11 protein-coding genes are annotated in these 23,924 nt (G+C 40.4%); 2 read left to right on the top strand and 9 right to left on the bottom strand.

Annotated features, from left to right (window positions below; all coding sequences use genetic code 11):
* Positions 1-308 precede the first annotated feature (308 nt).
* Both ACFSR6_RS21905 and ACFSR6_RS21900 read left to right on the top strand, forming a co-directional pair.
* Positions 309-3,167, top strand: a complete 2,859-nt coding sequence (locus ACFSR6_RS21905; protein WP_379083003.1) for a S9 family peptidase — start codon at positions 309-311, stop codon at positions 3,165-3,167.
* 268 nt (positions 3,168-3,435) lie between these two features.
* Positions 3,436-4,716: a nucleoside recognition domain-containing protein gene (locus tag ACFSR6_RS21900; protein WP_379083001.1), complete on the top strand. Its 1,281-nt coding sequence runs from the start codon at positions 3,436-3,438 to the stop codon at positions 4,714-4,716.
* Between the two features lie 72 nt (positions 4,717-4,788).
* Here ACFSR6_RS21900 and ACFSR6_RS21895 read toward each other — a convergent pair whose 3' ends face one another.
* From ACFSR6_RS21895 to ACFSR6_RS21855, 9 genes are all read right to left on the bottom strand, one after another.
* On the bottom strand, positions 4,789-4,962 hold the full coding sequence (locus ACFSR6_RS21895; protein WP_343521936.1) for a hypothetical protein: 174 nt from the start codon (positions 4,960-4,962) through the stop codon (positions 4,789-4,791).
* Between the two features lie 163 nt (positions 4,963-5,125).
* On the bottom strand, positions 5,126-5,566 hold the full coding sequence (locus ACFSR6_RS21890; RefSeq protein ID WP_379082999.1) for a PaaI family thioesterase: 441 nt from the start codon (positions 5,564-5,566) through the stop codon (positions 5,126-5,128).
* Between the two features lie 249 nt (positions 5,567-5,815).
* Entirely contained in the window at positions 5,816-8,221 is a 2,406-nt protein-coding gene (locus ACFSR6_RS21885) for a TonB-dependent receptor (RefSeq protein ID WP_379082997.1), read from the bottom strand.
* Positions 8,222-8,548: 327 nt separating this feature from the next.
* Complete coding sequence (locus ACFSR6_RS21880) at positions 8,549-10,747, bottom strand: beta-glucosidase family protein (RefSeq protein ID WP_379082995.1); 2,199 nt, start codon at positions 10,745-10,747, stop codon at positions 8,549-8,551.
* A gap of 31 nt (positions 10,748-10,778) precedes the next feature.
* Complete coding sequence (locus ACFSR6_RS21875) at positions 10,779-13,595, bottom strand: glycoside hydrolase family 31 protein (protein WP_379082992.1); 2,817 nt, start codon at positions 13,593-13,595, stop codon at positions 10,779-10,781.
* A 245-nt stretch (positions 13,596-13,840) separates the two neighbouring features.
* On the bottom strand, positions 13,841-18,016 hold the full coding sequence (locus ACFSR6_RS21870) for a two-component regulator propeller domain-containing protein (RefSeq protein ID WP_379082990.1): 4,176 nt from the start codon (positions 18,014-18,016) through the stop codon (positions 13,841-13,843).
* Positions 18,017-18,169: 153 nt separating this feature from the next.
* Entirely contained in the window at positions 18,170-20,257 is a 2,088-nt protein-coding gene (locus tag ACFSR6_RS21865; RefSeq protein ID WP_379082988.1) for a beta-galactosidase, read from the bottom strand.
* Between the two features lie 59 nt (positions 20,258-20,316).
* Positions 20,317-22,101 carry an alpha/beta hydrolase-fold protein gene (locus ACFSR6_RS21860; protein WP_379082985.1) on the bottom strand — a complete coding sequence of 595 codons (1,785 nt, stop codon included), beginning with the start codon at positions 22,099-22,101 and terminating at the stop codon, positions 20,317-20,319.
* Positions 22,098-23,900: a glycoside hydrolase family 2 protein gene (locus ACFSR6_RS21855; protein ID WP_379082983.1), complete on the bottom strand. Its 1,803-nt coding sequence runs from the start codon at positions 23,898-23,900 to the stop codon at positions 22,098-22,100. Before ACFSR6_RS21855 ends, ACFSR6_RS21860 begins: the two co-directional genes overlap by 4 nt.
* Positions 23,901-23,924 lie beyond the last annotated feature (24 nt).

The following is a 23,924-nucleotide window of genomic DNA, read 5'->3' as shown; positions in this document are numbered from 1 at the left end:
TCGGGGATTTTTAGTTTGGGAAAGCCTGGAGCAAAATAAACAGTAGTCATCTCTGCTGAAGCGCAGTCCCGACGTTAAGTCGGGAGAGAGATCCATTAAAATAGATTTAGCTTCGCTGAGCCTGCGGGTTCTCGACTTCGGTTGCACTTCGCTCGAAATGAGGGCTTTGCCGAGCGTATTATATTCTTTAAAAAATCACTGTAAAACGCTTTTAATTGTAATATTTGGCATACAAGTTTCCGAATAAGCCAAAAAATTCCAATTTTAGGTGATTAAATCTGAACCAACAAATTACTTAACATTTCAAAATGCAAAAGAGACTAACAATTATTCTGTTTTTCGTTGTCAGCTTTGCCTACGCACAAAAAAAACCATTAGATCATACGGTATATGATACCTGGGAATCGGTAGGTTCAAAGCAATTATCAAATAATGGCGTTTGGGCCATGTACAGCATCCTGCAGCAAGAAGGCGATGCACAACTTTACCTTACCAATATCAAAACCAATGCAAAACTGAACATTCCGAGAGGGATGAATGCGCAGTTCAGCAACGACTCTAAATTTGCGGCCTTTAATATCCGCCCTTTGAATAAAGATTTACGCCAGGCTAAAATAAAAAGGAAAAAAGCTGATGAATTGCCAAAAGATTCGTTGGGTATTGCCAATCTCACTACCAATTCAGTTACTAAGGTAGCGAGGGTAAAATCTTTTAAACTTCCCGAGGAAGGTTCAGGTTTTATCGCCTATTTAACTGAAAAACCCGACACAGCGAAAAAAGCAACAAAACCTGCCGAGAAAAAAGATAGTGAATCTGATTTTGCAGATGATGAGCCTGCCGCAAAAAATAAAACCGATGAAGGAACCGATTTAGTTGTCAGAAACCTTTTAACCGGTACTGAAAAAACCTATAAATTCGTAACCGATTATTATTTCAGTAAGGATGGTAAACAATTGGTTTTTGCCTGCAGCGGATCTAAAAAAGATAAAACTGCACCCCACGGTGTATTTTTATTAAATACTGATAAAGGCACACTTAAAACTCTGATCAGAGGTAAAGGGAGTTTCAAAAACTTTACCTTTGATGAGGAAAGTGAGCACCTGGCTTTTGTAGGTGAACAAAGCCCTGAGAAACAGGAAATAAAAGATTATAATATTTATTATAATTCGCTAACGCTTGATACCGCACAGATTTTAGTTGATTTCGATATGCCCGGCTTGCCTGCAAAATGGTCAGTTAATGGCGATGGAAAAATCACTTTCAGCAAAGATGGCAAGAAATTATTTTTTGGTATCTCTCCCATTAAAAAGCCAAAAGATACCACGATTGTAGATTTCGAAGTGGCAAAGGTTGATGTTTGGAACTACAAAGATGATTATTTACAGCCAATGCAGCTTAAAAATGCAGACAGAGACAGCAAAAAAAGCTATCTATCTGTTATAGACGTGTACAGCAGCGACCCGAAAGTAATTCCATTAACAGATTTAAAACTACCTGATGCCAATCTGATTGCAGAAGGTGATGCAAATTTAGTATTGGCATCTACAGACTTTGGCCGCAGGATCGAATCGCAATGGAGCGGTTCAACTACCAAAGATTATTATTTGGTTGATACTAAGAATGGCCAGAAAAAGAAAATCATTGATAATTTAAGCGGTTATGCAATGGCTTCTCCGGGCGGTAACTATATTTTGTATTTTGATAGAAAAGCAGGCAGCTGGAATACCTATAGCATAGCCACAGGCAAAGTAACCGTACTAACAGCCGGGCTGACAGAAAAATTTGTTGATGAAGAAAATGATGTACCTGATTTGCCTTCTGCTTATGGTTTAGCTACCTGGACTGAAGGCGATAAAGCGGTATTAATTTACGATAAATACGATATCTGGTCGTTCTCTCCTGATGGAAAAACCGCACCAAAAAATATTACTGCAGGCTTTGGAAGGGCCAATAACCTAACTTTCCGTTACGAAAGGGTTCAGCCAGAAAACAGGTTTGAGCGCAATGCAGACAGTAAATTTGTAAAATCAAATGAACTGGTTTGGTTAGATGGTTTTAACAATGTTACCAAAGAAAATGGTTTTTACCGTACCAATGTAGGTTCAGTTAAAGCACCGGAACTGGTAGTAATGGCCAAATTTAAATATTCGAACCTGATTAAGGCTAAAGATGCTGATGTTTACATATATGATAAGGCGAATTATGTACAATCGCCGAATGTTTATGTTACTACAGATTTTAAAACAGAAACTAAATTAAGCAATACCAATCCTCAACAGCAGAATTATAACTGGGGAACTGCCGAATTGGTAAAATGGACTACTCCAAAGGGTTATAAAGCAGAGGGTATCCTGTATAAACCTGAAAATTTCGATCCGAATAAGAAATACCCGATGATTGCTTATTTCTATGAGAAACTTAGCGATGGTTTATATACTTACCAGGCACCTGCTCCTACTCCTTCACGTTTAAATATCTCTTATTTTGTAAGTAACGGTTATTTGGTTTTCGCACCAGACATTAGCTATGAAGTTGGTCATCCGGGTAAATCTGCGGTTGAATTTATCAATTCAGGTGTAGAAAACCTGAAGAAAAACAGTTGGGTTGATGGCACTAAAATCGGCATCCAGGGTCAAAGCTGGGGCGGTTACCAGGTGGCTTATCTTATTACCCAAAACAACATGTATGCAGCAGCATGGGCGGGTGCACCAGTTGCCAATATGACTTCTGCTTATGGCGGTATTCGTTGGGAAAGTGGTGTAAACCGCCAGTTCCAATATGAAAAGACACAAAGCCGTATCGGTGCTACCCTTTGGGAAAAACCTGAGTTGTATATTGAAAACTCTCCTTTGTTTATGTTCCCGAAAGTAAATACACCAGTTGTAGTAATGGCAAACGATGCTGATGGCGCGGTGCCATGGTACCAGGGGATAGAAATGTTTACCGCCCTGCGTCGTTTAGGTAAACCGGTTTGGATGTTAAACTATAATGGTGAAGCACACAACCTGGTTCAGCGCCAAAACCGCAAGGATATCCAGATTCGCGAACAACAGTTCTTCGATTATTATTTAAAAGGGGCAAAAGCGCCCGTTTGGATGACAAGTGGAATACCTGCAACCGAAAAAGGAAAAACCTGGGGCTTTGAGTTAACTGATGAGAAACCTTAGTTGGGTTTAAAGGTTAGCGTTAAGGGGTTAGCGCCGATAATATCATAAGTGATAGTTCAAAGCTGACAACTAAAATTCAAATCCATGGCACAAGTAACATGATTGCTTTGTACCATGGATTTTTTTGTTCAATAAATAAATTTAATTTCATTAACATACCTAATAACATATAATCATTATCGTAACGCTAAACACTACCCCCCTAAACCAACTCTATGAAATTTGGGTTTAAAAAGCTATTTTCACGCATCAAAAAACAAACAAACTAATGGCATTAAGCAGGATATGGTCGGGTTTTATTATTGTAGCTATTCTTGTAGCTTGTGTTAAATGCTTTTTCTTTGGGCAAAGCGACATTTTTAACTGGATGGTTATCGGGAAATCTGATGATCCGGCAAATCCACTTAAACTGGACGGGATTATTCAAACCTGTTCCATTGCTGTAAAACTTTGTATCGAGCTGGTGGGTACACTGGCCCTGTTTATGGGTTTCATGTCTATTGCAGAAAAAGCAGGCGGCATCCGTTTATTATCGAGGATTATCAGTCCTTTTTTTTCAAAGCTTTTTCCTGAAGTGCCCAAAGGTCACCCTTCTATGGGGCACATGATCATGAATTTTTCGGCAAATTTATTGGGTTTAGATAATGCTGCCACCCCATTTGGGATCAAAGCCATGGAAAGTTTACAGGAATTGAATCCAAATAAAGATGTAGCCAGCAATTCGCAGATTATGTTTTTATGCCTCCATGCCGCGGGTTTGTGTTTAATCCCGGTAAGTGTAATTGCCATCCGCTCTACTCAGAATGCGCAGGATCCTACCGACATATTTATTCCCTGCATGATTGTAACCTTTGTAGGTACTATGGCCGCAATGCTGATTGTTTCTTTTAAGCAGAAAATAAACCTCCTGCAACCTGTAATATTAACCTGGGTACTGGGAATTTCGGCAGTAATTGCAGCAATTGTATGGTATGTAAGCCGCTTAAATACTGCAGGTGTTACTTCTTTTTCGGGTTTGCTTAGTGGAGGACTTATTTTACTGATCTTTTTACTTATCGTTCTTGGAGCATTATATAAGAAAATAAACATATTTGACTCTTTTGTTGAAGGGGCCAAAGGCGGATTTGAAACGGCTATTAAAATTATTCCCTATTTAGTTGGAATTTTGGTTGCCGTATGCATGTTAAGAACCAGCGGAACCTTTGATGTGATTATGAATGGGATTAAACATGCCTTTATTTTTTTAGGCGCAGATACCCGTTTTGTTGATGCATTGCCTACTGCACTGATCAGGCCATTGAGTGGCGGAGCTGCCCGGGGCATGATGGTGAGTACCATGATTGCCAACGGACCTGATTCATTTGCAAGCAGATTATCGGGTGTGTTTCAGGGAGCATCTGATACCACTTTTTATGTCGTGGCTGTTTATTTCGGTGCTGTTGGCATCAGGAATACCCGTTATGCTATTGGTTCAATGTTACTGGCAGATTTAATAGGTGTAATCACTGCAATAAGTATGGCTTACCTCTTTTGGCCAGGATTAAAATAGCAGCACAAAAAATCTCCATTTGATAGAACCAAATGGAGATTTTTTATGAGCATTATATAAATGTACAATAAATTACGAAACAGGAAGGGAAATCCTACTGATGATTTCGTCAATAGCATCCGGATCTATCGCCGCATTTTTTGAAGCGCACCATTTTTTACTTTTGTTATCCAACCAGATACAAAAAGAATGGTAACCATCTAAAACAACGGCATAGGTTTCATGAAAATCATCTTGGATACGCATGCAAAATCCCTTAAAAATTTTGCCTCTCACTATGAATTGCAGGGTTGAATAATTTTCTAACATGGCTCATTATATTTTTGGTTAATCTACAACAAATTATAAATGAGAATGTTTCGTTAATTTAAAGGAATTAATAATTAATTCTTAAACAATGCGATACAGCTTAACCTATGTTTAACATGTTCGAGTAGCCTTTAGCTATTAAACGCTTTTTTGAAGGTAAATATATTTCGCACTGAAGATTTAATATCGTTCGCCCTCTTTTAACAATTGAAGTTTCAGCAAGCACCTCGTCCCCTTCACTTGCTGTTGCAAAATAATCGATGTAATTACTTACCGTGGTATAACGTTCGTTTAATCCCATGGTAAAAACCGTAGCACCGATCAGATCGTCAATAATTCCTGCGGTTACACCACCATGTAAAATCTGATAGGGATTGGTCATTTCTTTACGTATGGTATACTTGCAAACCAAAACACCATGTTCTGCCTTTACCAATACCGGGGCCAGCCAGTTCATGAAATTAGATGGTGAATCAGTAATGACCTTGCCGATCGATTGCTTTAAAAAATTGAGACGCTGTTCGCTTAAAGATAACTCCATGTAGATGTAAAATGTTATAATGTAAGATGGATGAGGTAAAAATAGGGAAAATGGTTTATAGTTTAGGGTTTAGGGTTTAGGGTTTAGGGTTAGAAAGACTGGGAGTTGAAAGGTTTAATGAAATGGATGATGGAGCTATCAGTAGCCATTTGCTGTTCCCATACTCCCTTTTCTATCTTACCTTTTCCATGGTCAATTCTCCCTTTTAGATCCTATATCCCCCCATCTTACATATATTCCAATTCCATTCTAAATCGGTACAATCACTTTGAAGCTAAAATTTCTGCCCATGTTATAAATTCCAGACCGGCCATTGGGCGATTGATTATAATATTCGAAATATTTAAGCCTGTTCAAATTAGATTGGTACGCCACATTGAAAATATTATCGGCCTGTAGAAAAATATCGCAGAATGTTTTTCCTTTCTTGGATTTTAAGGTTGAACCAATCCCTCCATTAACCAGTGTATAACCGGCAGTAAAAGTCTCTGTGTTGTCTAAAGCATAAAACTTATCCTGATCGCCAAAAAAGGCAGCATCGATTTTGATATAGGGTTGAGTAAAAATACCAATAGGTTTCTGTGCTGTGGCCTTGATTTCTGTTCTTACCTGTAAAGGTGGAATAAATGGCAAATATTTAGCCTCATGGCCATATTTATTCAATAATTCCTGGTTTTGGTTCAAACCTACAATATAAGCTAAACTATTATTAAAACTTAACCATTTTATGGTTCGGGGATGGAGGTTAACAGCAACCTCTGCTCCATACAGCCTTGCTTTTGATTGCTGATACTGATAAGTCAGATTACCAGGAACAATCACAACCGGATTTCCACTGGCATCTGTTAAACGCGATTGATAGATATAATTCTGAATGTTGTTATTAAAAAGTTCCATGCTGATATCAGCATCTTTCAAATAAGCAATAATGCCAATATCTTCCTGCAGGTTAAATTCGGGTTTAAAAGTGCGGTTGCCCAGGTAAACAATGTGTGCACCGGGATCTAAACCATTTGAACCGATTTCGGTAATATTTGGTGCACGGTATCCCCTGGCAATATTCGCCTTAATTAATAATTTTTCGGAGAGGTTATAGGTAAAGCCCAAACTTCCGGATAAGCCGTAGTAATTTTTGTTGAAAGAAGGAAACTGCAATTTCCCTGTACCATCGCTAGCACTTACCTGTTTACCAAAACCCGTTTTAGGATCGGCACCCACATAAAAATCGTCCCATTTGATGTTTCTTCTATCTAATCTTAATCCGCCGGAAATATCAATTTTCCCCAATGATTTCTTTGCAAAATAAAAAGCCCCAACATCAAAAAGATCATAATCAGGAATGGGAAAATCTGTAGCCGCCTTACTCCTGTTGCCCTGATACATTCCATTTATGCCAAGTGTACTTTCGATACCTGCAAAATCGGGCAGGTTATATTTAAAATCGTAATTAAAGGTATTGAGTACCACGTAAAGGCCAGCCTGACTTGGTAGTGTGGGGTGATTATATTCCCTTCTTACACTTTGCTGCCCGCCAATTAATATATTCAAGTCGCTTGTACCAAATTTAAACTGGCTGGTATTGTAGAAACGGAAATGCTGAATGTGCTGGTGCAAAGGGTTAATAGCATAACTGTTCAGGTCGCTTTCGGGTACAATAGGTCTATTTTTAATATCGTCGCCATCATCTAACACCTGTCGCGTAAATTTTCTGGATATAGAGTCTCTACTGCCATCAGGTATTTCCATTAAATTATCATAATAGGTAATGGCTGTTTTAGAAAATCCCCAGGTTTTATCTACCCTTGCACCGGCCGATAAATTATATTCCCTGAAAGCCGTTCCATAAACCAAACCATCAACTTTATTTTTATAATTATGGGCTGTTTTTCCGGTTGCCCTAAACGTATACTTCCAATCGTTTTTATGGTAAGCAAGCCCGATTGATGAACCAACCATACCGTTGTTACTCTGATAGTTTGCGGTAAAATCGCCTTTTAGTTCTCCGTTTCCGATATTAGGCGTATAAGGAATCATGTTAATCACCCCAGCCAGGGCATCTGAGCCGTATGTTAAGCTGGCCGGACCTTTTACTACTTCGGCCCTGGTTATGGCATATTCATCCACTTCTATTCCATGTTCATCGCCCCATTGCTGCCCTTCCTGCCTTAACCCATCATACAGGGTTAATACCCGGTTATATCCTAAGCCACGTATAAAGGGTTTGGAAACATTTGGCCCTGTAGTAACGGCAGTAACCCCCGGAACTCCCTTAACAATGGCCTCGATTAAATTGGTATTTACATTCTGATCCATTAATTTCCGCGAAATTACGGCAATAGGCACAGGACTTTTGCGTAATTCGGTGGCCCGGTTAACGCCGGTAATCACAACATCATTCAGGTTCGACGACAAACTTAACAGCTCTGTACGAATAATAGCGGTATCTCTCTGCAAAGCAACTTTGATCCTTTTCGACTGGTAACCAATGCCCGAAAAAACAAGATCGTAATTTCCTGAAGAAAGGTTATTAAACTGGTAATTGCCAGAGATATCAGATTTGGTAGTTCTATTGAATCCCAAAATTTTTACGGTGATGTTTTCTACAGGTCCGTTTTGAGAGGTAACCGAACCTTTAAGGGTTAATTTTTGCGCCATTACGTTTAGCGACACCAAAAAGCAAAAACAGTATAATAACAGTGACTTCATGAATGAATCGATTTGTCTAAATTTAATTTTAGACAAATCTAAATTTAAATTTATATATATCAAATTAAATATTTAGATAAATAGCGAAGTAGATGTAGCGGTTAGCGGAGAGCGGAGAGTGTAAAAGTGATTTAAGAAAATTTAAACTAGTGTTTCATTAAACAAAAAAGGGTAATTTTCTAATTGAAAATTACCCTTTTTATATCCGAATGGTCTGGTTATGGGGCTTCTATACCCTTCTCCGGAAACCGCATCGGTTGTTAATTTCTGTATAGCTTATTTAACTGTTATTTTAAGTTTTTGGGAGATATTACCGGATGAATTTCCAAGCTGGAGTACAAAATCTCCTGCTTCAACATTCCAATCTTTTTTACTTTCATCATAAAAGGCAAAATCAGATACTTTCACATCCATTTCAACAACTTTTGTTTCCCCTGGCTGCAGGAACACTTTTTCAAAGGCTTTCAGCTCTTTTAACGGACGCGAAACACTACAAACCGGATCGTTCACATATAACTGGGCAACCTCAGCACCATAGCGTGCTCCCGTATTTTTAACCGTGAATCTTACTTTGATAACATCTTCCTTACTATAAACGGGTTTATCAGTAGAAAGCGTACCTAAATTAAAACTGGTATAAGAAAGACCGTACCCAAAAGGGTATTGTGGTGCTATTTTTTTAGTGTCAAACCAACGGTACCCTACCAAAATATCTTCCTTGTAATATTGATTAATACTGTCGCCAGGATAAGAAATTTTACCATAAAAATGTGCAGCATTATCTTCCAGTTTTTTTGGAAAAGAGAACGGCAGTTTACCCGAAGGGTTTACTTCGCCAGAAATTACTTCGGCCAATGCACTTCCGGCTTCGGAGCCGAGATACCATCCCTGTATAATGGCCGGTACTTTGTTTATCCAGGGCATTGACACTGCATTACCACTGAGCAATACTACAGCCGTGTTTTTATTTACTTTCAATAAAGCATCAATTAATTTATCCTGGCCAAAAGGAAGACTTAAAGACTTTCGGTCGCCACCTTCACAATCCTGAAAGTGATTTTTGTTTAGTCCGCCGATAAAAAAAACAACATCAGCTTGCTTAGCCACTTCTACTGCTGCATTAATCAAGGAATCGGCGTTTAATTTCGATGGCTCTTCACGCCCGTATAATGCAGGCCCTGAAGCATAGCCAAGACTGTATGTAATGTGGTCCTTTCCATATTTAGCGATCAATCCATCCAGTGGTGATTTTTCATAAGCTACCTTAAGTGATGATGAACCGCCACCGATTACGAGGCTCCTATCGGCATTTTCGCCAATAACTGCGATCTTTTTGAATTTACCACTGGTAACCGGAAAAAATTGTTTATCATTTTTTAAAAGCACTATTCCTTCTTCAGCAATTTTACGTGCTGCCTCACTGTGTTCAGGAGAAACGAAACGACCATAAGGCCTGTTGGCGCTCATGGTGGTACGGAAAATCAAACGTAATATACGGCGCGCTTTATCGTCAAGTAAAGCCACATCGTATTTGCCTTCTTTAATCCCCATAAGGAAAGGCTTGGCCAGATAATAATCAGAATAAGGAAACTTTCCGTTGGTTGTTAACCCATCGGTGTAGGTGCCCATTTCTAGATCCAATCCGTTTTTAACCGCCTGATCTGTACTGTGGACGCCTCCCCAATCGCTAATTACCACCCCATCAAATTTCCAGTCATTTTTCAGGATCTTATTCAACAGCAGATCGTTGTGACAACAATGTTCTCCCCTAAACTGATTGTAGGCGCCCATAATAGACCATACTTTTGCTTCTTGTACTGCAGCCTTAAATGCCGGCAGGTAAATTTCGTATAAAGCACGGTCACTAAGATCAACATTGATATGCCCGCGCCACTCTTCCTGGTTGTTCAACGCAAAGTGTTTTACGCATGCTGCCACGCCGATAGATTGGACCCCCTGGATATAGGGCACTACCATGTGCGAACTGAGGTAAGGGTCTTCACCCATGTATTCAAAATTCCTTCCGTTTAAGGGAGTGCGGTAAATATTTACTCCCGGCCCCAACAATACCGTTTTATTGCGGTAACGGGCTTCCTCGCCAATAGACTTACCATAAAGCAAAGATAATTTAGGGTTAAAAGAAGCGGCCAGGCAGGTAAGTGCCGGAAATGCGGTACAAGAATCGTTCGTCCAGTTGGCACCGCCCCACTCATCCCATAAAACTTCTTCACGTATTCCATGAGGCCCATCGTCCGTCCAAACTTCAGGTATACCCAAACGGGGTACGCCTTTTGAACTGAATTTTGATTGTGCATAACAGAGAGACACTTTTTCTTCAGTGGTCATCAGTGAAAGCGCATTTTCAACCCGCTTTTCAAGCGGCTGGTTCAGATCGAGATAAACCGGCTGTTTTTGCTGTGCGCCCGCCCATAAAGAGACGCACAGCACTGTTACCGTTACTACTATTGATTTCATTAATTGTGTGTATGTTTAAAGCAATTATCTATTAAAAATTTACTATTGTTTTGGCACCATCATAACGAACGATCTTCGGCGCTACATCTGTTTTACCAACAATCACTACCCGGAAAGTTCTGTTCGTTAACATGCCCTGGAAATTACCTTTACGTTTATTGATTACCAGTACATTTTTATCGTTTGAATATTCAAAGTCAATGGTAGAAAAAGCGCCTTTTTCATAATTATAGTTGCTTCCTTCGTCTTCGTATAAACTAAACTTGCCATCTTTACCTTTATAAACCCTGATCTCGATATCATTGGCTTTCTTTTCTGATGTATATTGCATTACCTCGCCAACAGGCAAAATAGTACCCGCAGGAACAAAAAGAGGGATACGCTCAAGCGGGGCTTCAACAGTTAACTTCTGGCCACCTTCAATTTGTTTGTGGGTGTAGAAATCATACCATTTGGTTCCTGAAGGGAAATAAACTTCCCGGTTACGCGCTTTGTAACTATAAACCGGGCATACCATTAAGCCTGAACCTAAAAGAAACTGGTCGCTCACGCCAAAGGTTTTCTGATCAGCAGTATAATCCATTGCAAGCGATCTCATTAGGGTATAATCTTTATGGTATGCCATTCCGGCTAAAGAGTAGATGTAGGGCATTAATCGGTAGCGTAGTTCATCGTAATAAACCAAACTTTTGTAAACCGGGTGACCTTCCGGGGCCAGGTTGTAAATTTCGCGGTAAGGGAACTGGCCATGGCTCCGGAAAAGCGGACTGAATGCCCCAAATTGGAACCAGCGCAGGTTCAGTTCGCGCCATTCTTTCAAATCGGCATTTTCAACGCCTGTTGCATCAAAAGCATTTTGTCCTTCAACATAGCGTTTTTCGACACAAAAGCCGCCAATATCCATTGTCCAGAACGGAATACCCGACATGGCAAAATTCAGACCGGCAGGAATCTGTGCTTTCAGGTCCTCCCATCTTGATGCAATATCGCCGCTCCAGGTAGCGGTAGAATACCTTTGTAAACCTGCGAAACCAGATCGTGTTAACAAAAATACACGCTTGTTATTATCCTCTTCACGCTGGCCATTATAAATGGCATTGGCATTCATCAGGGCGTAAGCATTAAAATATTTTGTAGAAGAACCCAAGGCAGTGGGGCCACACAATTTTTTACGGTATTCCATATCGGTACAATCGCGAATGTTGGGTTCCGAAGCATCCATCCACCAGGCATCGAACCCCTTTACATACAGGTTCTCTTTCATCTGTTTCCAAAATAGTTTTTGTGCATCGGGGTTATAGGCATCATAGAAAGACCCAACATAGCCCTTGCCTATCCAATCGCGTATACTATCCTGTACCGCCTGCATATACATCCATCCTTTTTGGCTAAACTGTTTAAAATGATCTGTTGTAACATAAAATTTGGGCCATACCGATATCATGATATGTGCATTTTCTTTATGTACCGAGTCTACCATACCTTTAGCGTCAGGAAACCTGCTCAGGTCGAACTGATGGCTTCCCCAGGCATTTTCAGGCCAATAACTCCAGTCGAGCACAATATTGTCCAACGGGATTTTACGCTTGCGGTATTCATCTACCACCTTTAACAGTTCATCCTGGGTTTTGTAACGCTCACGGCTCTGCCAAAAGCCCATGGCCCATTTGGGCATAATACTCGCCTTGCCAGTTAACGTTCGGTAACCACTGATTACCTCATCCATATTTTTACCCGAAACGAAATAATAATCCATTTTATCGCCCATTTCCGACCAAAAAGATATATTTCCATTTTTCTCTATCGGTGAGGAAGAAAGCGCTTTAAGGCCCACATAAGAAACGCCCCCATCGGGTTTCCATTCCAGTTTAATCCTGGTGCGTTTCCCCTTAGTTAGCGGGAAAGAAAACCTAAATGTATTCGGGTTCCACGAAGTTCTCCAACGTTCGGGTACCACCAATTTCCCATCCAGCCATACTTTGGTGTAACCAGCATAGTAAAGACTGAATTTGTAAACATCGGTTTGGCTGGCAAGAATTTCTCCTTCCCAGGTTACTGAACCATTGTTAAAATTAAAATCTGCAGGAAATTTCTTAACCGTTGTAAGGTTTTCATAGTCAATTGCCGATTCCTGGCGAACAATAGTTGCACTGCCTTTGCTGGTATAGGTTGCCGTCAACGTACCTTCCTTACCGTCTTTATTAAAAAGGCTAAACTGGTTCAGGTCTTTGTAATCTCTGGGATCACCATATTTACTCTGCGAATAGTTATCCCATAAAATGCCATAGTTTTTTGTAGACATTATAAAAGGCACTGAAACTTTGGTGTTGTATTGAAAAAGATCTTCGCTTTTATGTTTATAGTTAAAATCATCAGACTGGTGCTGCCCAAGGCCATATATAGCCTCGCCAGGCGTGCCCGTAAAAACCTGCTGGAAGGTGTAGCCCTTATCATTTTCTACGGTTAAAGGACTGAAAGTTCTCTTAGCCTCCTGGAGCAATACCTTTCCTGCCTGATCAGTAAAAGAAATCTTACCCGAAATCAGGGAGATTTTTACAGTAATATCTTTAGTAGACAATTGTGCAAATGAAGCATTTTTTATTAGCTTAAAAGGAACTGCCGTTTTAAGCCCAGGCAACACGCAAAGGCTGGCAACCTGAGGAATAGCATTTTCGGGAGATGCCTGCACCCGGATGATCCGGCTGTTTATAACGTTTATTTCAATGGTCCTGGCCGCTCCTGTTTTTGGGTGTACTTTTATACCATCTTGTACTGTTTCAACAATATCTACCGCAAGTAGTTGTGTTGTAACAAACAACAACAGTACAAAAAAAGAGAATCTTCTCATAAAAGGGATAATGTATTAAATGGTTAGAATAATGTTGTCTGATTTTTATGTTTCAAAACTACAATACCACATTTTGCACACAGAGCAGTAATGTTAAATATGTAAGTAGAAATGTTAACACAGCACCATTTAAATACGTTTTATAAGAAAAACATATTTCACTGACAGTAAGACACATACCATACTTAGCCAGGCCAGAAACAGGCTTTTTAGCTGTGCATCATGAAAAAGCTTATTGCTTTAATTTAATTTAAATTCCTTTTTTCTGCTATATATTCTGACGGGAGCACATTGTATTTGGCCTTAAATGCTTTTGCAAAATAATTTGGCGTACTAAAACCAACCATATAGCATATTTCGGATATGGTTTTAGTGCTTTTTTCCAGTAAAACGGCTGCTTTTTCGAGTTTAACCGACCTGATAAAGTCAACAGGGGTTTTACCGGTAACCCTGAGGCATTTTTTATACAGTGAAACCCTGCTCATTGCCATGTGGCTGCTCAGATCTTCTACAGATAATTGTGGGTTATGGAGGTTCTCTTCGATGTACAGCAATGCTGCATTTAAAAATTTCACATCATCTGATTCGATCTCCATTTCTGGCGATGACATGCTGACCTGTCTGGAATAAGTTTTTTTAAAGGTTTGATGCAGTGTAAGGAGGTTCTTGATCTTCGAATGCAGAATTTCGAAATTAAAGGGCTTGGTCATATAATCGTTTGCCCCGGTTTCCAATCCTTTCAATTGCTCTTCTTCAGCTGTTAAAGCCGTTAACAGGATAATTGGGATGTGTTTTGTCCGCTCGTCTGATTTTAATTTCGCACAGAGTTCTGTACCACTCATTTCTGGCATACTGATATCAGAAACGATTAAATGCGGATGCAATGCAAGTGCTTTTTGCCAGCCTTCTTTGCCATTTGAGGCCTCTATTATCTTATAATAAATACTTAGGTTATCTTTAAGGTAAAATCTAAAATCCTCGTTATCTTCTACCAACAAAATTACCGGGGCATTTTTTGCCGACACAGGTTTATCTGTTGGCCCTTTTTCTGCTTTTTCTTTGTCGTCGGTATTATATGGAGCAGGCAGGTCTTCAGTTTCACTATCATGAATCTGCTGTTCTTTTACTACAGGCGTCAAGAGGAGCTGTAGCGTAAAACAGGTACCCTGTCCGGGTTCACTTTCTACGGTTATTTCACCGCCCTGCATTTTCACAAATTCTTTGGTAATGGAAAGGCCTATGCCGGATCCCTGATTAAGAATAGATGCCGAGGTTTCATGCTGAAAAAAACGTTCAAAAATTTGCGCTTGTTTATCGGCCGGAATGCCGATTCCTGAATCCTGTATCTTCAGTTCTAACAGGATTTTGCCATCTTCGGTTTTATTTAACCGCTTATGCAGCATAACCTCTACTTTTCCGCCGGGCGGAGTAAACTTAAATGCATTGGAGAGCAGATTAAAGACTATACGCTCAACTTTATCCTGATCGAAATAGGCATACAGACTTTCAATCGGACTGGCAAAAGTCAGTTTTATCTGTTTACGTTCTGCCAGATCATAAAAAGAATCTGTGGCATCCTTAATAAAAGATACCACTTCGCCTTCGGTATTATTTAACCGCAGTTCCTGTTCCTCCATTTTACGAAAATCGAGCAACTGATTTACCAGGTTCAGTAAACGCCTTGCATTTCTTTTAATCATTGCCAGCTGCCCATACCGTTCATTTTCTTTCGCCGAAATCAACAGCTTATCAACCGGGGCAAGAATTAATGAAATTGGTGTCCTGAATTCATGGCTCAGGTTGGTTAAAAATTTAATCTTAAGTAAATCCAATTCCCGCAATCGTTCTGCCTCCTTACGGTCTTGCTCCCTCAGTTGCCTTGCTTCAGCCCTTTCCTGTGCCAGGGCAAACTCCCGTTTAAGCTTAAGAATGCCCCTGCTGCGTATATATAGCAACGCAAATCCTATCAATGCCAAATAAAGGATATACGCCCAGGTGGTTCTCCAAAAAGGAGGAGAAACGGTAATATTGAGGTGTGATTCTGCTATTGGAAGCGGATCGTTTTCGTTAAAAGCCCTTACATGAAGGGTATAATTTCCGGGGTCGAGGTTGGTAAAAGTAGCCTTACGCAGTTCGGATGAAACGGTAAGCCAGCGTTTATCAAAACCTTCGAGATTATATTTATAGATTATTTTATCGGGATTTAAATAATTGAGCAACGCGAACTGTATTGAAAAGATATTTTCTTTGTAGGTGAGATTTAAATTGCTGAGCGAGGTTATGGTTTCGGGTAAAACAATATGCCCGTTTATACGCTCGCCTACACGAACTTTATGGTAAAATACTTCCAGGTCGGTCATTACCAAGGCAGCAGAGACACTGCTGTTTTTGATTTCGCTGGCCCTGAATATATTAAATCCACTTGGGCCTCCAAAAATCAGTTCACCCGCTTTGGTTTTACCCGCAGCATTGATATTAAACTGTGTACTTTCAAGCCCATCTAACTGGTTGTATTTGCTATATCTGAAATGGTAATTTTTTCCGTTATGGCTAATCGAAATCTTAAAAAGACCTTTTCGCGAACTATACCAGATATCGTGATGTTCATCCTCCAGGAGTTCGAACACCATATCTTCAGGCAGCCCTACCGCTTCATTCAGGTTTTTAAATGTACCCTTAACCGGATCGTATATACTGATTCCTTCTTTTGTACCGATCCACATCCATCCACGTGCATCCTGCAAAATAGAGTTTACATCGTTCTGGATCAAACTGTTGCTGTCTGCAGGGTTATTTTTCAGGTATTTGAAGGTAGCGCTTTTGTGATCAAAAATATTAACACCCCCTGTGGTGCCAATCCAGATATTTTTATTCTTGTCTTCGTATAAACAGGAAACCACAAAAGAGTTTATTGTATTTTTAATATCAGGATTAAAATGTTTAAATGTTCCGGTCTGACGATCAAATAAGTTGAGTCCGCCATTTAAAGTACCTACCCAAAGCCGGTTGTAAGAATCATTCAGCAAGGCATAAACGCGGTTATCTGATAGTTTTGCAGGTCCCTGACCAGGCTTAAAATGCCTGAAATATTTTCCGTCAAAAGCATCAAGACCGCCCAAATAAGTGCCAATCCATAATACGCCTTCATGGTCAATTTCAAGACTTACCACAATGTCGCTACTTAAAGAATTATTATTATCGGGATTATTGCGGTAAGTGGTGATCGCGCCGGTTATTTTATTTAAACGCAATAAGCCTTCTCCGTTGGTACCAATCCATAAATTGTTGTTGTTATCTTCTGCAAAACAATTAACATCTTTTTTTATTGGGCTTTTACCAGCCAGGTAAGGATTGGCCGGAAACTTATAAACACTTTTATGATAGAAGCAAATTCCTTTTTTAAAGGTACCTATCCAGATAATATTATTGTTATCCTTATATAGTGATGAAATACTGTTATCGCTTAAGCTTCGCGGATCGTTCTCTTTATTTAAGATATAGGTTAATTTCCTGGTTTTTTTATCCAGGATATTAATTCCACCGTGATCGGTACCAATCCAGATATTTCCGTCATCGCCTTCAATTACACGGCTTACATTTTTGGAGCTTAAACCTGTATGGTCTGTTTTTTTGCCGAAATAATGAAACTTCCCGCTTGCTGCATGAAGATAAAACAGGCCAAAAGGATTGGTCCCACTAAAAATATAGATATCACCATCAGCGTCACTGCTGAAACTACACCAACTTGCCTGACCAGCAAAATACTCATATACAGTATTATAACGATTAGTTACCCGCTGTTCTTTTAAATTAAATTTATCAATTATGCCATTATAATAAACTACCCATAAGTTCCCCTTTAAATCATCAATAAAATCACTTATCTGCGTATTCTTCAGTTCATTTATCAGTTCACCTTTCAAAAAATATTTTTTCGATTTACCGGTTTTCGAATCATAACCATAAATACCCTGGTTTTCGATGTTAAAATATAACTTTCCTCGACCATCTGTTTTTACCTCCCTGAGGTATCCACCCGGAATTTTATACTTCGCAAAATGTTTTTGCTGAAAGTTCTCAAACTTTTCGCTTGCCGAATCGTAAATACTGAAACCCTGGTTTGATTTAACCCACAGCTCCTGCTCCGGGCCCTCAAATATGCCGATCACATAGCCATTTGGAAGGCTTGAACTGTCTTTTGAATTATGCCTGAAAATCTTAAAATCGTGCCCATCAAATCTACTCAGTCCGGCCATGGTTCCAAACCACATAAACCCCTTGTGGTCTTTATATATGGCATTGGTTTGATTATCTGATAAACCATTAGTGATATCAATACGGGAAAAACGAAAAGTATCTTCTTGGGCATAGAGTAAATCACACCATACCAGGGCACAGATCAGGGCTAAAAACCGAAACATATTTTTTTATTAAATAACGGATGTATCCGTTCAGAGGAAATCACTAATTATCAAAAAGGCAAAATTTATAATCGTTTGGTTAACGTTAATACTGCTAATTTACAATAAAATCCGGATATACGCTCTGCAATGCTCCAAGTTTATAGTTTAGGTCTATTCTGTCCAAACCAATACGCCGGCGGGTTCAAGGGTTTTCTTTCCGATAACGACTTCTGCAGTTTTAGGAAGATTAAACGTATAATCGGTTGAAGAATAGTTTACAGCCATGTAAAATCCATCTCTCCAATATACGTAAATGCCTTTAGGGTAGTTTTCGGTTGTAGCTCCTGTACCAGTGTAGGTATTGGCTAAAATATCTTTTTCCAGTTCAAAATCGGCAGTAGCTACACCTATATAAGTTACCTCACCCTTGCCAATTTTACGCTTTACCACAGCTGATTTCCCTTTATAGAACTGGTCCTGGTAAATGCCAACAACCTCCGAATTTTGTCCGGCCTGGAGCAAATCTGCCCAACTATTCCAGCCATAATGTTTTAAACCGATCTGAACATCGCCCCTGGAGCGCCCGGAAAGCATATCTGTAGCCAGGATTTCGGCCCCTATCAGGCCAGATATTGGCGCAGCAGTTTTGCCCTCCCAGAAATGCCCCATCCTGTTTTTGGTTGCAGTGCGGCAGGTGATTATTAAGTGCCCCCCGTCAGCAACATATTTCTCCCATTTTTTAATCAGTGCAGCATCAGCCATTTCGTAAGCAGGCACAATAACAACACTATATTTAGAAAAATCGGTCGTTTCATTAATAATATCTACGGGTGCGCCAAGCGATTTTGCAATTTCCATAAATTTAACCGGGTACCCCCAGGTATCCCACTGATTGGTTTGTTTTTGCCGGTCTATTGTCCAGTAGTTTTCCAGGTTCCAGAGAATAGCGGTAGATCTCGCAGCCAGTTTTTCGGGCATTGCTTTGCCCGGTTTGTACAATTTTCGTAACTGTTTTATTTCTTTATTAAACTGAATATACTCCTCTCCTCCTGGCGAAGGTGTTGTACCATCGGTTTTTATCACCCCTGAATGGTATTGTTCGGCACCATACAATATCTGTCTGAAACGGTAAGAGCAGGCTAGTTTTCCGCCTGCTGCAAATGAATGGTATAACCACATGCGTACGGTTCCGGGTAAAAGCAGCGGGTTATAGCTTCCCCAGTTTACCGGACCGGGTTGAATTTCCATCACACCTGATAATCCTCCCAATTGCTGATAGTATGAAGATGCGAATAATAATGCCCTGCTATCGCCCAGCCTGAAGCCAAGTTCGCCGATATTATCGCTGCCGCCATTAGGATAGGCCGTGTAGGCTGCAAAATCGACTTTCTTTGTTCTGCCAGGATCAGCGCCGGTACAAACAGCGGTATAATTGGTGGTAATGTATTGGGTTTTAGCAATGTGATCTCTTAGCAGCCCGGCCTGAAAATCAAGGAACTCGGCCTGCGCATCAGCACAATAACGTTTAAAATCGAGCAAGGCATGTGGGTTATTTCCCCACCATCCCACCAGATTGGTATTATGGATCATAATCTGTTCAAAACTGTTATACCACTGACTCCAGAAAGCAGTTCCCCAGGCCTCATTTAAGGCATCAATGGTTTTATACCTGGTTTTTAGCCATTGCCTGAAAGCTTCCTGTGAAGACGGGCTGTAATCGGGTTTGGCATCTGGCTCATTATCAAGTTGCCAGCCGGTTATATTCTTATTCTTACCGTAACGCTTTGCCATTTCAAGCACTATTTTTTTGACAAACGAGCGGTACCTGGAATTAACGATTGAACCCAGCCCCCTTGTCCCGTGTTCAGCACGGATATAATGCCCATCCATGATAAAAGTTTCGGGATAATTTACGCGCATCCAGGCCGGTGTAGTTGCCGATGGGGTACACATTACCACTTTAAGCTTATATTTTGTGCAGAGATCAACTACCTTATCCAACCAGGCAAAATCAAAATGCCCTTCTTCTGGTTCCATTTTAAACCAGGCAAACTCGGCAAGGTGGACAAACTCATAGCCCATGTCTGCAATCTTTTTAATATCGCGTTCCCACTGATTTTCTTTCCAATGTTCGGGGTAATAATATATTCCTGTGGTAATTAAATCTTTTTCCGGAAAATAGGCACTTGCAGTCTGCGATTTTACCGTGGCTCCACAGAGCGTTGATAACAGGAGCGCTATTAAATACTTCTTCATCATTTATTGCAATATCTACTTAATTGTTAATGTGTTTATTCTCTTTATATGCGGTAGTATCCTTATTTAAAGAGGTGCTGGGCAAAAAGATACAGGTTGTTAGCCCACTCCGTATCATCGTGTGCATTCGAATCTACATGCCATATGTGCGGCACCCCTTCTTGTTTTAAGTATTGGTGTACACGCTGGCTAACATTAAACAGGCCATCTTTAGTGCCACAGGCCAGCCATAAAACTTTCAGCTTTTGCTTTGCAGCCAACGGATCGGGTAAGAGCTTAGCATCAGAAAGACCGCCGAACTGATTGGTATTGGGTGCCGAAGAGAAACCACCCACATAGGCAAAAGTATTGATGTGTGAGAGCCCTATGTTCAGTGATTGACCGCCTCCCATTGACAGGCCGGCAAGTGCACGGTGCCCACGGTCTGTATAAACCGAATAATGAGATTCTATAAAAGGAATAATTTCATGGAGCAAATCATTCTGGAAAGCCAGGCCGTAGCCTTTATAACCGCCTTTTCTTTCCTCCTGCTCATCTGGTTTTGGGTTATTTACGGTTACGTTGGTATTGCAGTTAGGAAAAACAATTATCATTGGCTTAATTTTACCCTCACTGATCAGGTTATCGATAATGGTATTGGCATTAATCCAGTATGGCCATTGGCCGTTACCTGAATTAAGTCCGTGCAACAGGTAAATTACCGGGTAACGCTTAGCGGGCGAGTAGCCCGGTGGCGTGTAAACCAACATTTCGCGCGATTGCCCTAATGCTTTAGCGGTATATTGAACTGGACTGACTGTACCATGGGGTATGTTGTCGCGTTTAGTTCTAAAACCTACCGGTGGATCGTTAAACGCAGGTTTGTCGTCCGGGGCGAGTTTTACAGTCCTGTCAAAAATGGGTTTTTCTGCTTCCTGCCCTTTGATGTATCCCCTCACCTCCATCCATTTCCGGCAGGCTTCGGGCCATAATGATTCGGTATTTTTAGAATGCGCAAGTCCATAGCCATGCCCGCCTGTCTGATAAATATGCAGTTCGCAGGGAACATTGTTTTTCTCCATAGCAAGTGCATAGGCCACACTGTTTTGTACCGGAACAGCTTTATCATCAATAGAATGTACCAAAAACGCAGGTGGAGTTTCGCCATTTACCTGCAATTCATTTGAAAAATAGGTAACCCTTTCTGCAGCCGGATTTTCGCCCAATAAATTTACTTTTGAACCTTTATGGGTAATATTTTCCTGCATGGATATTACCGGATAAATCAATATCGAGAAGTTTGGCTTTACACTGGTGGTATCATTGGCAGAAGATGCCTTGTCCTTAAAATGAGTAGATATCGAAGCGGCGAGATGCCCACCTGCTGAAAATCCCATTATCCCGATTTTTCCGGGATTGATTCCCCACTCTTTAGCGTTACGCCTCACCAGTCGCACAGCCTGTTGTCCATCCATTAAAGGACCGATTGCTTTATCAGTCATAATAGCATTATTTGGCAAGCGGTATTTTAATACGAAAGCCGTTATTCCGAGGCTGTTTAACCATTTAGCCACTTCCTTTCCCTCGTGGGCAATAGCCAGTCCTGCATAGCTGCCTCCCGGACATATAATTACTGCCGTTCCGTTAGCTGTTTCACTTGGGGCAGGATAAACATCAAGCAAGGGTTTTGAGACCAAACTCATCCAGCTACTGCCCGAATCTACCTGCAGTTTGTAGTTGGCATCGGCAATGGCACCGGGTGCTTCTCCATCCCATAGATAGATTGACTTAGTTTGACTAAAAACATTAACGGTGGCCATCAAACAGCCTAAAGTCAGTACGACTTGTCTTAAACTTATAGCTTTCATTTTCTGTTATAATATTGTTCCATAATAAACCAGGCTTTTTTTCTTTCTCCTTTTTCAGATAATAAACCTTTTCTGTTATACCCTTTCTGATAAAGGGGGTGCATTCTGCCCAATGAGCGATAATCAAACAATAACCACGGAGATACTCCAATCAAGCCTGGTACTGTATTAAACATTTCTAATTGATCTCTATATATTTTTTCCTGATAGGCTTCGGTCCAAAAAGCGGCTTCATCACCCGGCCCGTATTTACTGCCGAAAAGTGCTTCGCCCCCAAATTCTGAAATAAAAACCGGTTTATCGGGATAGGCCACTGTCCATTTTACATCCCGTGGTTTACCCTGCCAGGGCACATACCAACCGAGGTACTCGTTCAATGACACGATATCGGCGTAGTTGTAGAGTGGATCCCATACTTTAAAAGAATTATTATTATAGGATTGACTATTGGTTACATGCGTTACTAATCTGGTAGAATCGAGTTGTCTGCAAACCTGGGTTAATGCAGCAAGCGCCTTGGTACGGTTTGGTGTACCATCGTAGGTTTCATTAGAAAGGCTCCAGATAACAACATTGCACCGGTTTCTGTCTCTCCGTATCATTTCTTTGAGCATCATTTCCATTTTTAAAGGAACAGTGGCATCCGAAAATTCAATATGCTGGTATATTGGCAATTCGCTCCACACCATTAATCCCATGCGTTCAGCCTGTTTTACCATATTCTCGTTATGGGGATAATGTGCCAGCCTGACCAAATTACAGCCCAACTGTTTTGCGTGGCCTAACAGCAATATTGCATCCTCTTTAGAAAATGCTCTTGCCCCTTTAACCGGATTTTCTTCATGAATATTTATTCCTTTAAGAAAAATTTCCTTGCCATTCAGCACAACTTTATTTCCCTTTACTTCTATGGTTCTGAAACCGATCTCATCTTCAACAGTATCGGTTTCGGTTTCTATAACCACTTTGTAAAGTTTGGGGTAAGCTGGCGACCATAAGTTAAAAGATGAAGAAAATTGTAGCCTGGCAACTCCATTGCTATCTGACCTTACTGAAAGCTCGGTTTTTAGTTCTGGAATTTTAATTTTAATACGTTTTTGTTTATCTACTCCATTCAATTTTACCCATCCCGATACTTCTTTTTGGCTTCCTTTCCGGAGCTGAATGCTGTAATCTTCAATGTAAGTATTACCCGTTTCAATGAGGTTCACATCGCGGGTAATGCCACCGTAGTTTAGCCAGTCATAGCCTAATCCCGGAAGTCCGTTTTTAAGCCTTTTGTTATCAACCTTAACAATCAGTGCGTTTGTACCCGGTTTAATTTTGTGGGTTACCTCGAATTGAAATGGGGTAAAACCGCCTTCGTGGCTTCCAAGCTTTTCCCCGTTCAGGTAAATATCGGCCAGGTAATTTACTGCGCCAAAATGGACGAAAAGTCTTTTATTTTTACCTGTCGAATAACTAAATTCTTTCTTATACCATACAACACCCTCATAGTAGGTTAATTCGCACATTTGAGAATTAAAATCACCTGGTACTGTCAATCGTGGGCTACCTTCAAAAGCATATTCTACAAAATCGGTTTTTAATAAGGGCTTTTTTTCCTGCCATATCTGCCTCCATTCGCCAATACCGGTAGGATCAAGAATAACATTCCATTCGCCGTTTAAGCTGGTAGCGTTTCTGGATTGCGCATTAATCATTGCGGTTTGCGCATGTGCTGTACCGGCTACGAGCAGCATGGATAAAACAATCCATGCCCAATCTTTAAATAATATGATCTCTATTCTTTTATCCATCCTGGTTTAAACCCTATTATATCA

The sequence above is a fragment of the Pedobacter vanadiisoli genome (assembly GCF_042684385.1).
GTDB lineage: Bacteria > Bacteroidota > Bacteroidia > Sphingobacteriales > Sphingobacteriaceae > Pedobacter > Pedobacter vanadiisoli.
Note: the sequence above shows the minus strand (reverse complement) of the source record. Positions and strands in the feature narration are given on the sequence as shown.

Bases quoted from the DNA above. Each gene is read 5' to 3' on its own strand.
- ACFSR6_RS21905 (WP_379083003.1), top strand. From the start codon at position 309: ATGCAAAAGAGACTAACAATTATTCTGTTTTTCGTTGTCAGCTTTGCC.
- ACFSR6_RS21870 (WP_379082990.1), bottom strand. From the start codon at position 18,016: ATGTTTCGGTTTTTAGCCCTGATCTGTGCCCTGGTATGGTGTGATTTA.
- ACFSR6_RS21860 (WP_379082985.1), bottom strand. From the start codon at position 22,101: ATGAAAGCTATAAGTTTAAGACAAGTCGTACTGACTTTAGGCTGTTTG.
- ACFSR6_RS21880 (WP_379082995.1), bottom strand. From the start codon at position 10,747: ATGAAATCAATAGTAGTAACGGTAACAGTGCTGTGCGTCTCTTTATGG.
- ACFSR6_RS21900 (WP_379083001.1), top strand. From the start codon at position 3,436: ATGGCATTAAGCAGGATATGGTCGGGTTTTATTATTGTAGCTATTCTT.
- ACFSR6_RS21895 (WP_343521936.1), bottom strand. From the start codon at position 4,962: ATGCGTATCCAAGATGATTTTCATGAAACCTATGCCGTTGTTTTAGAT.
- ACFSR6_RS21855 (WP_379082983.1), bottom strand. From the start codon at position 23,900: ATGGATAAAAGAATAGAGATCATATTATTTAAAGATTGGGCATGGATT.
- ACFSR6_RS21890 (WP_379082999.1), bottom strand. From the start codon at position 5,566: ATGGAGTTATCTTTAAGCGAACAGCGTCTCAATTTTTTAAAGCAATCG.
- ACFSR6_RS21885 (WP_379082997.1), bottom strand. From the start codon at position 8,221: ATGGCGCAAAAATTAACCCTTAAAGGTTCGGTTACCTCTCAAAACGGA.
- ACFSR6_RS21865 (WP_379082988.1), bottom strand. From the start codon at position 20,257: ATGATGAAGAAGTATTTAATAGCGCTCCTGTTATCAACGCTCTGTGGA.
- ACFSR6_RS21875 (WP_379082992.1), bottom strand. From the start codon at position 13,595: ATGAGAAGATTCTCTTTTTTTGTACTGTTGTTGTTTGTTACAACACAA.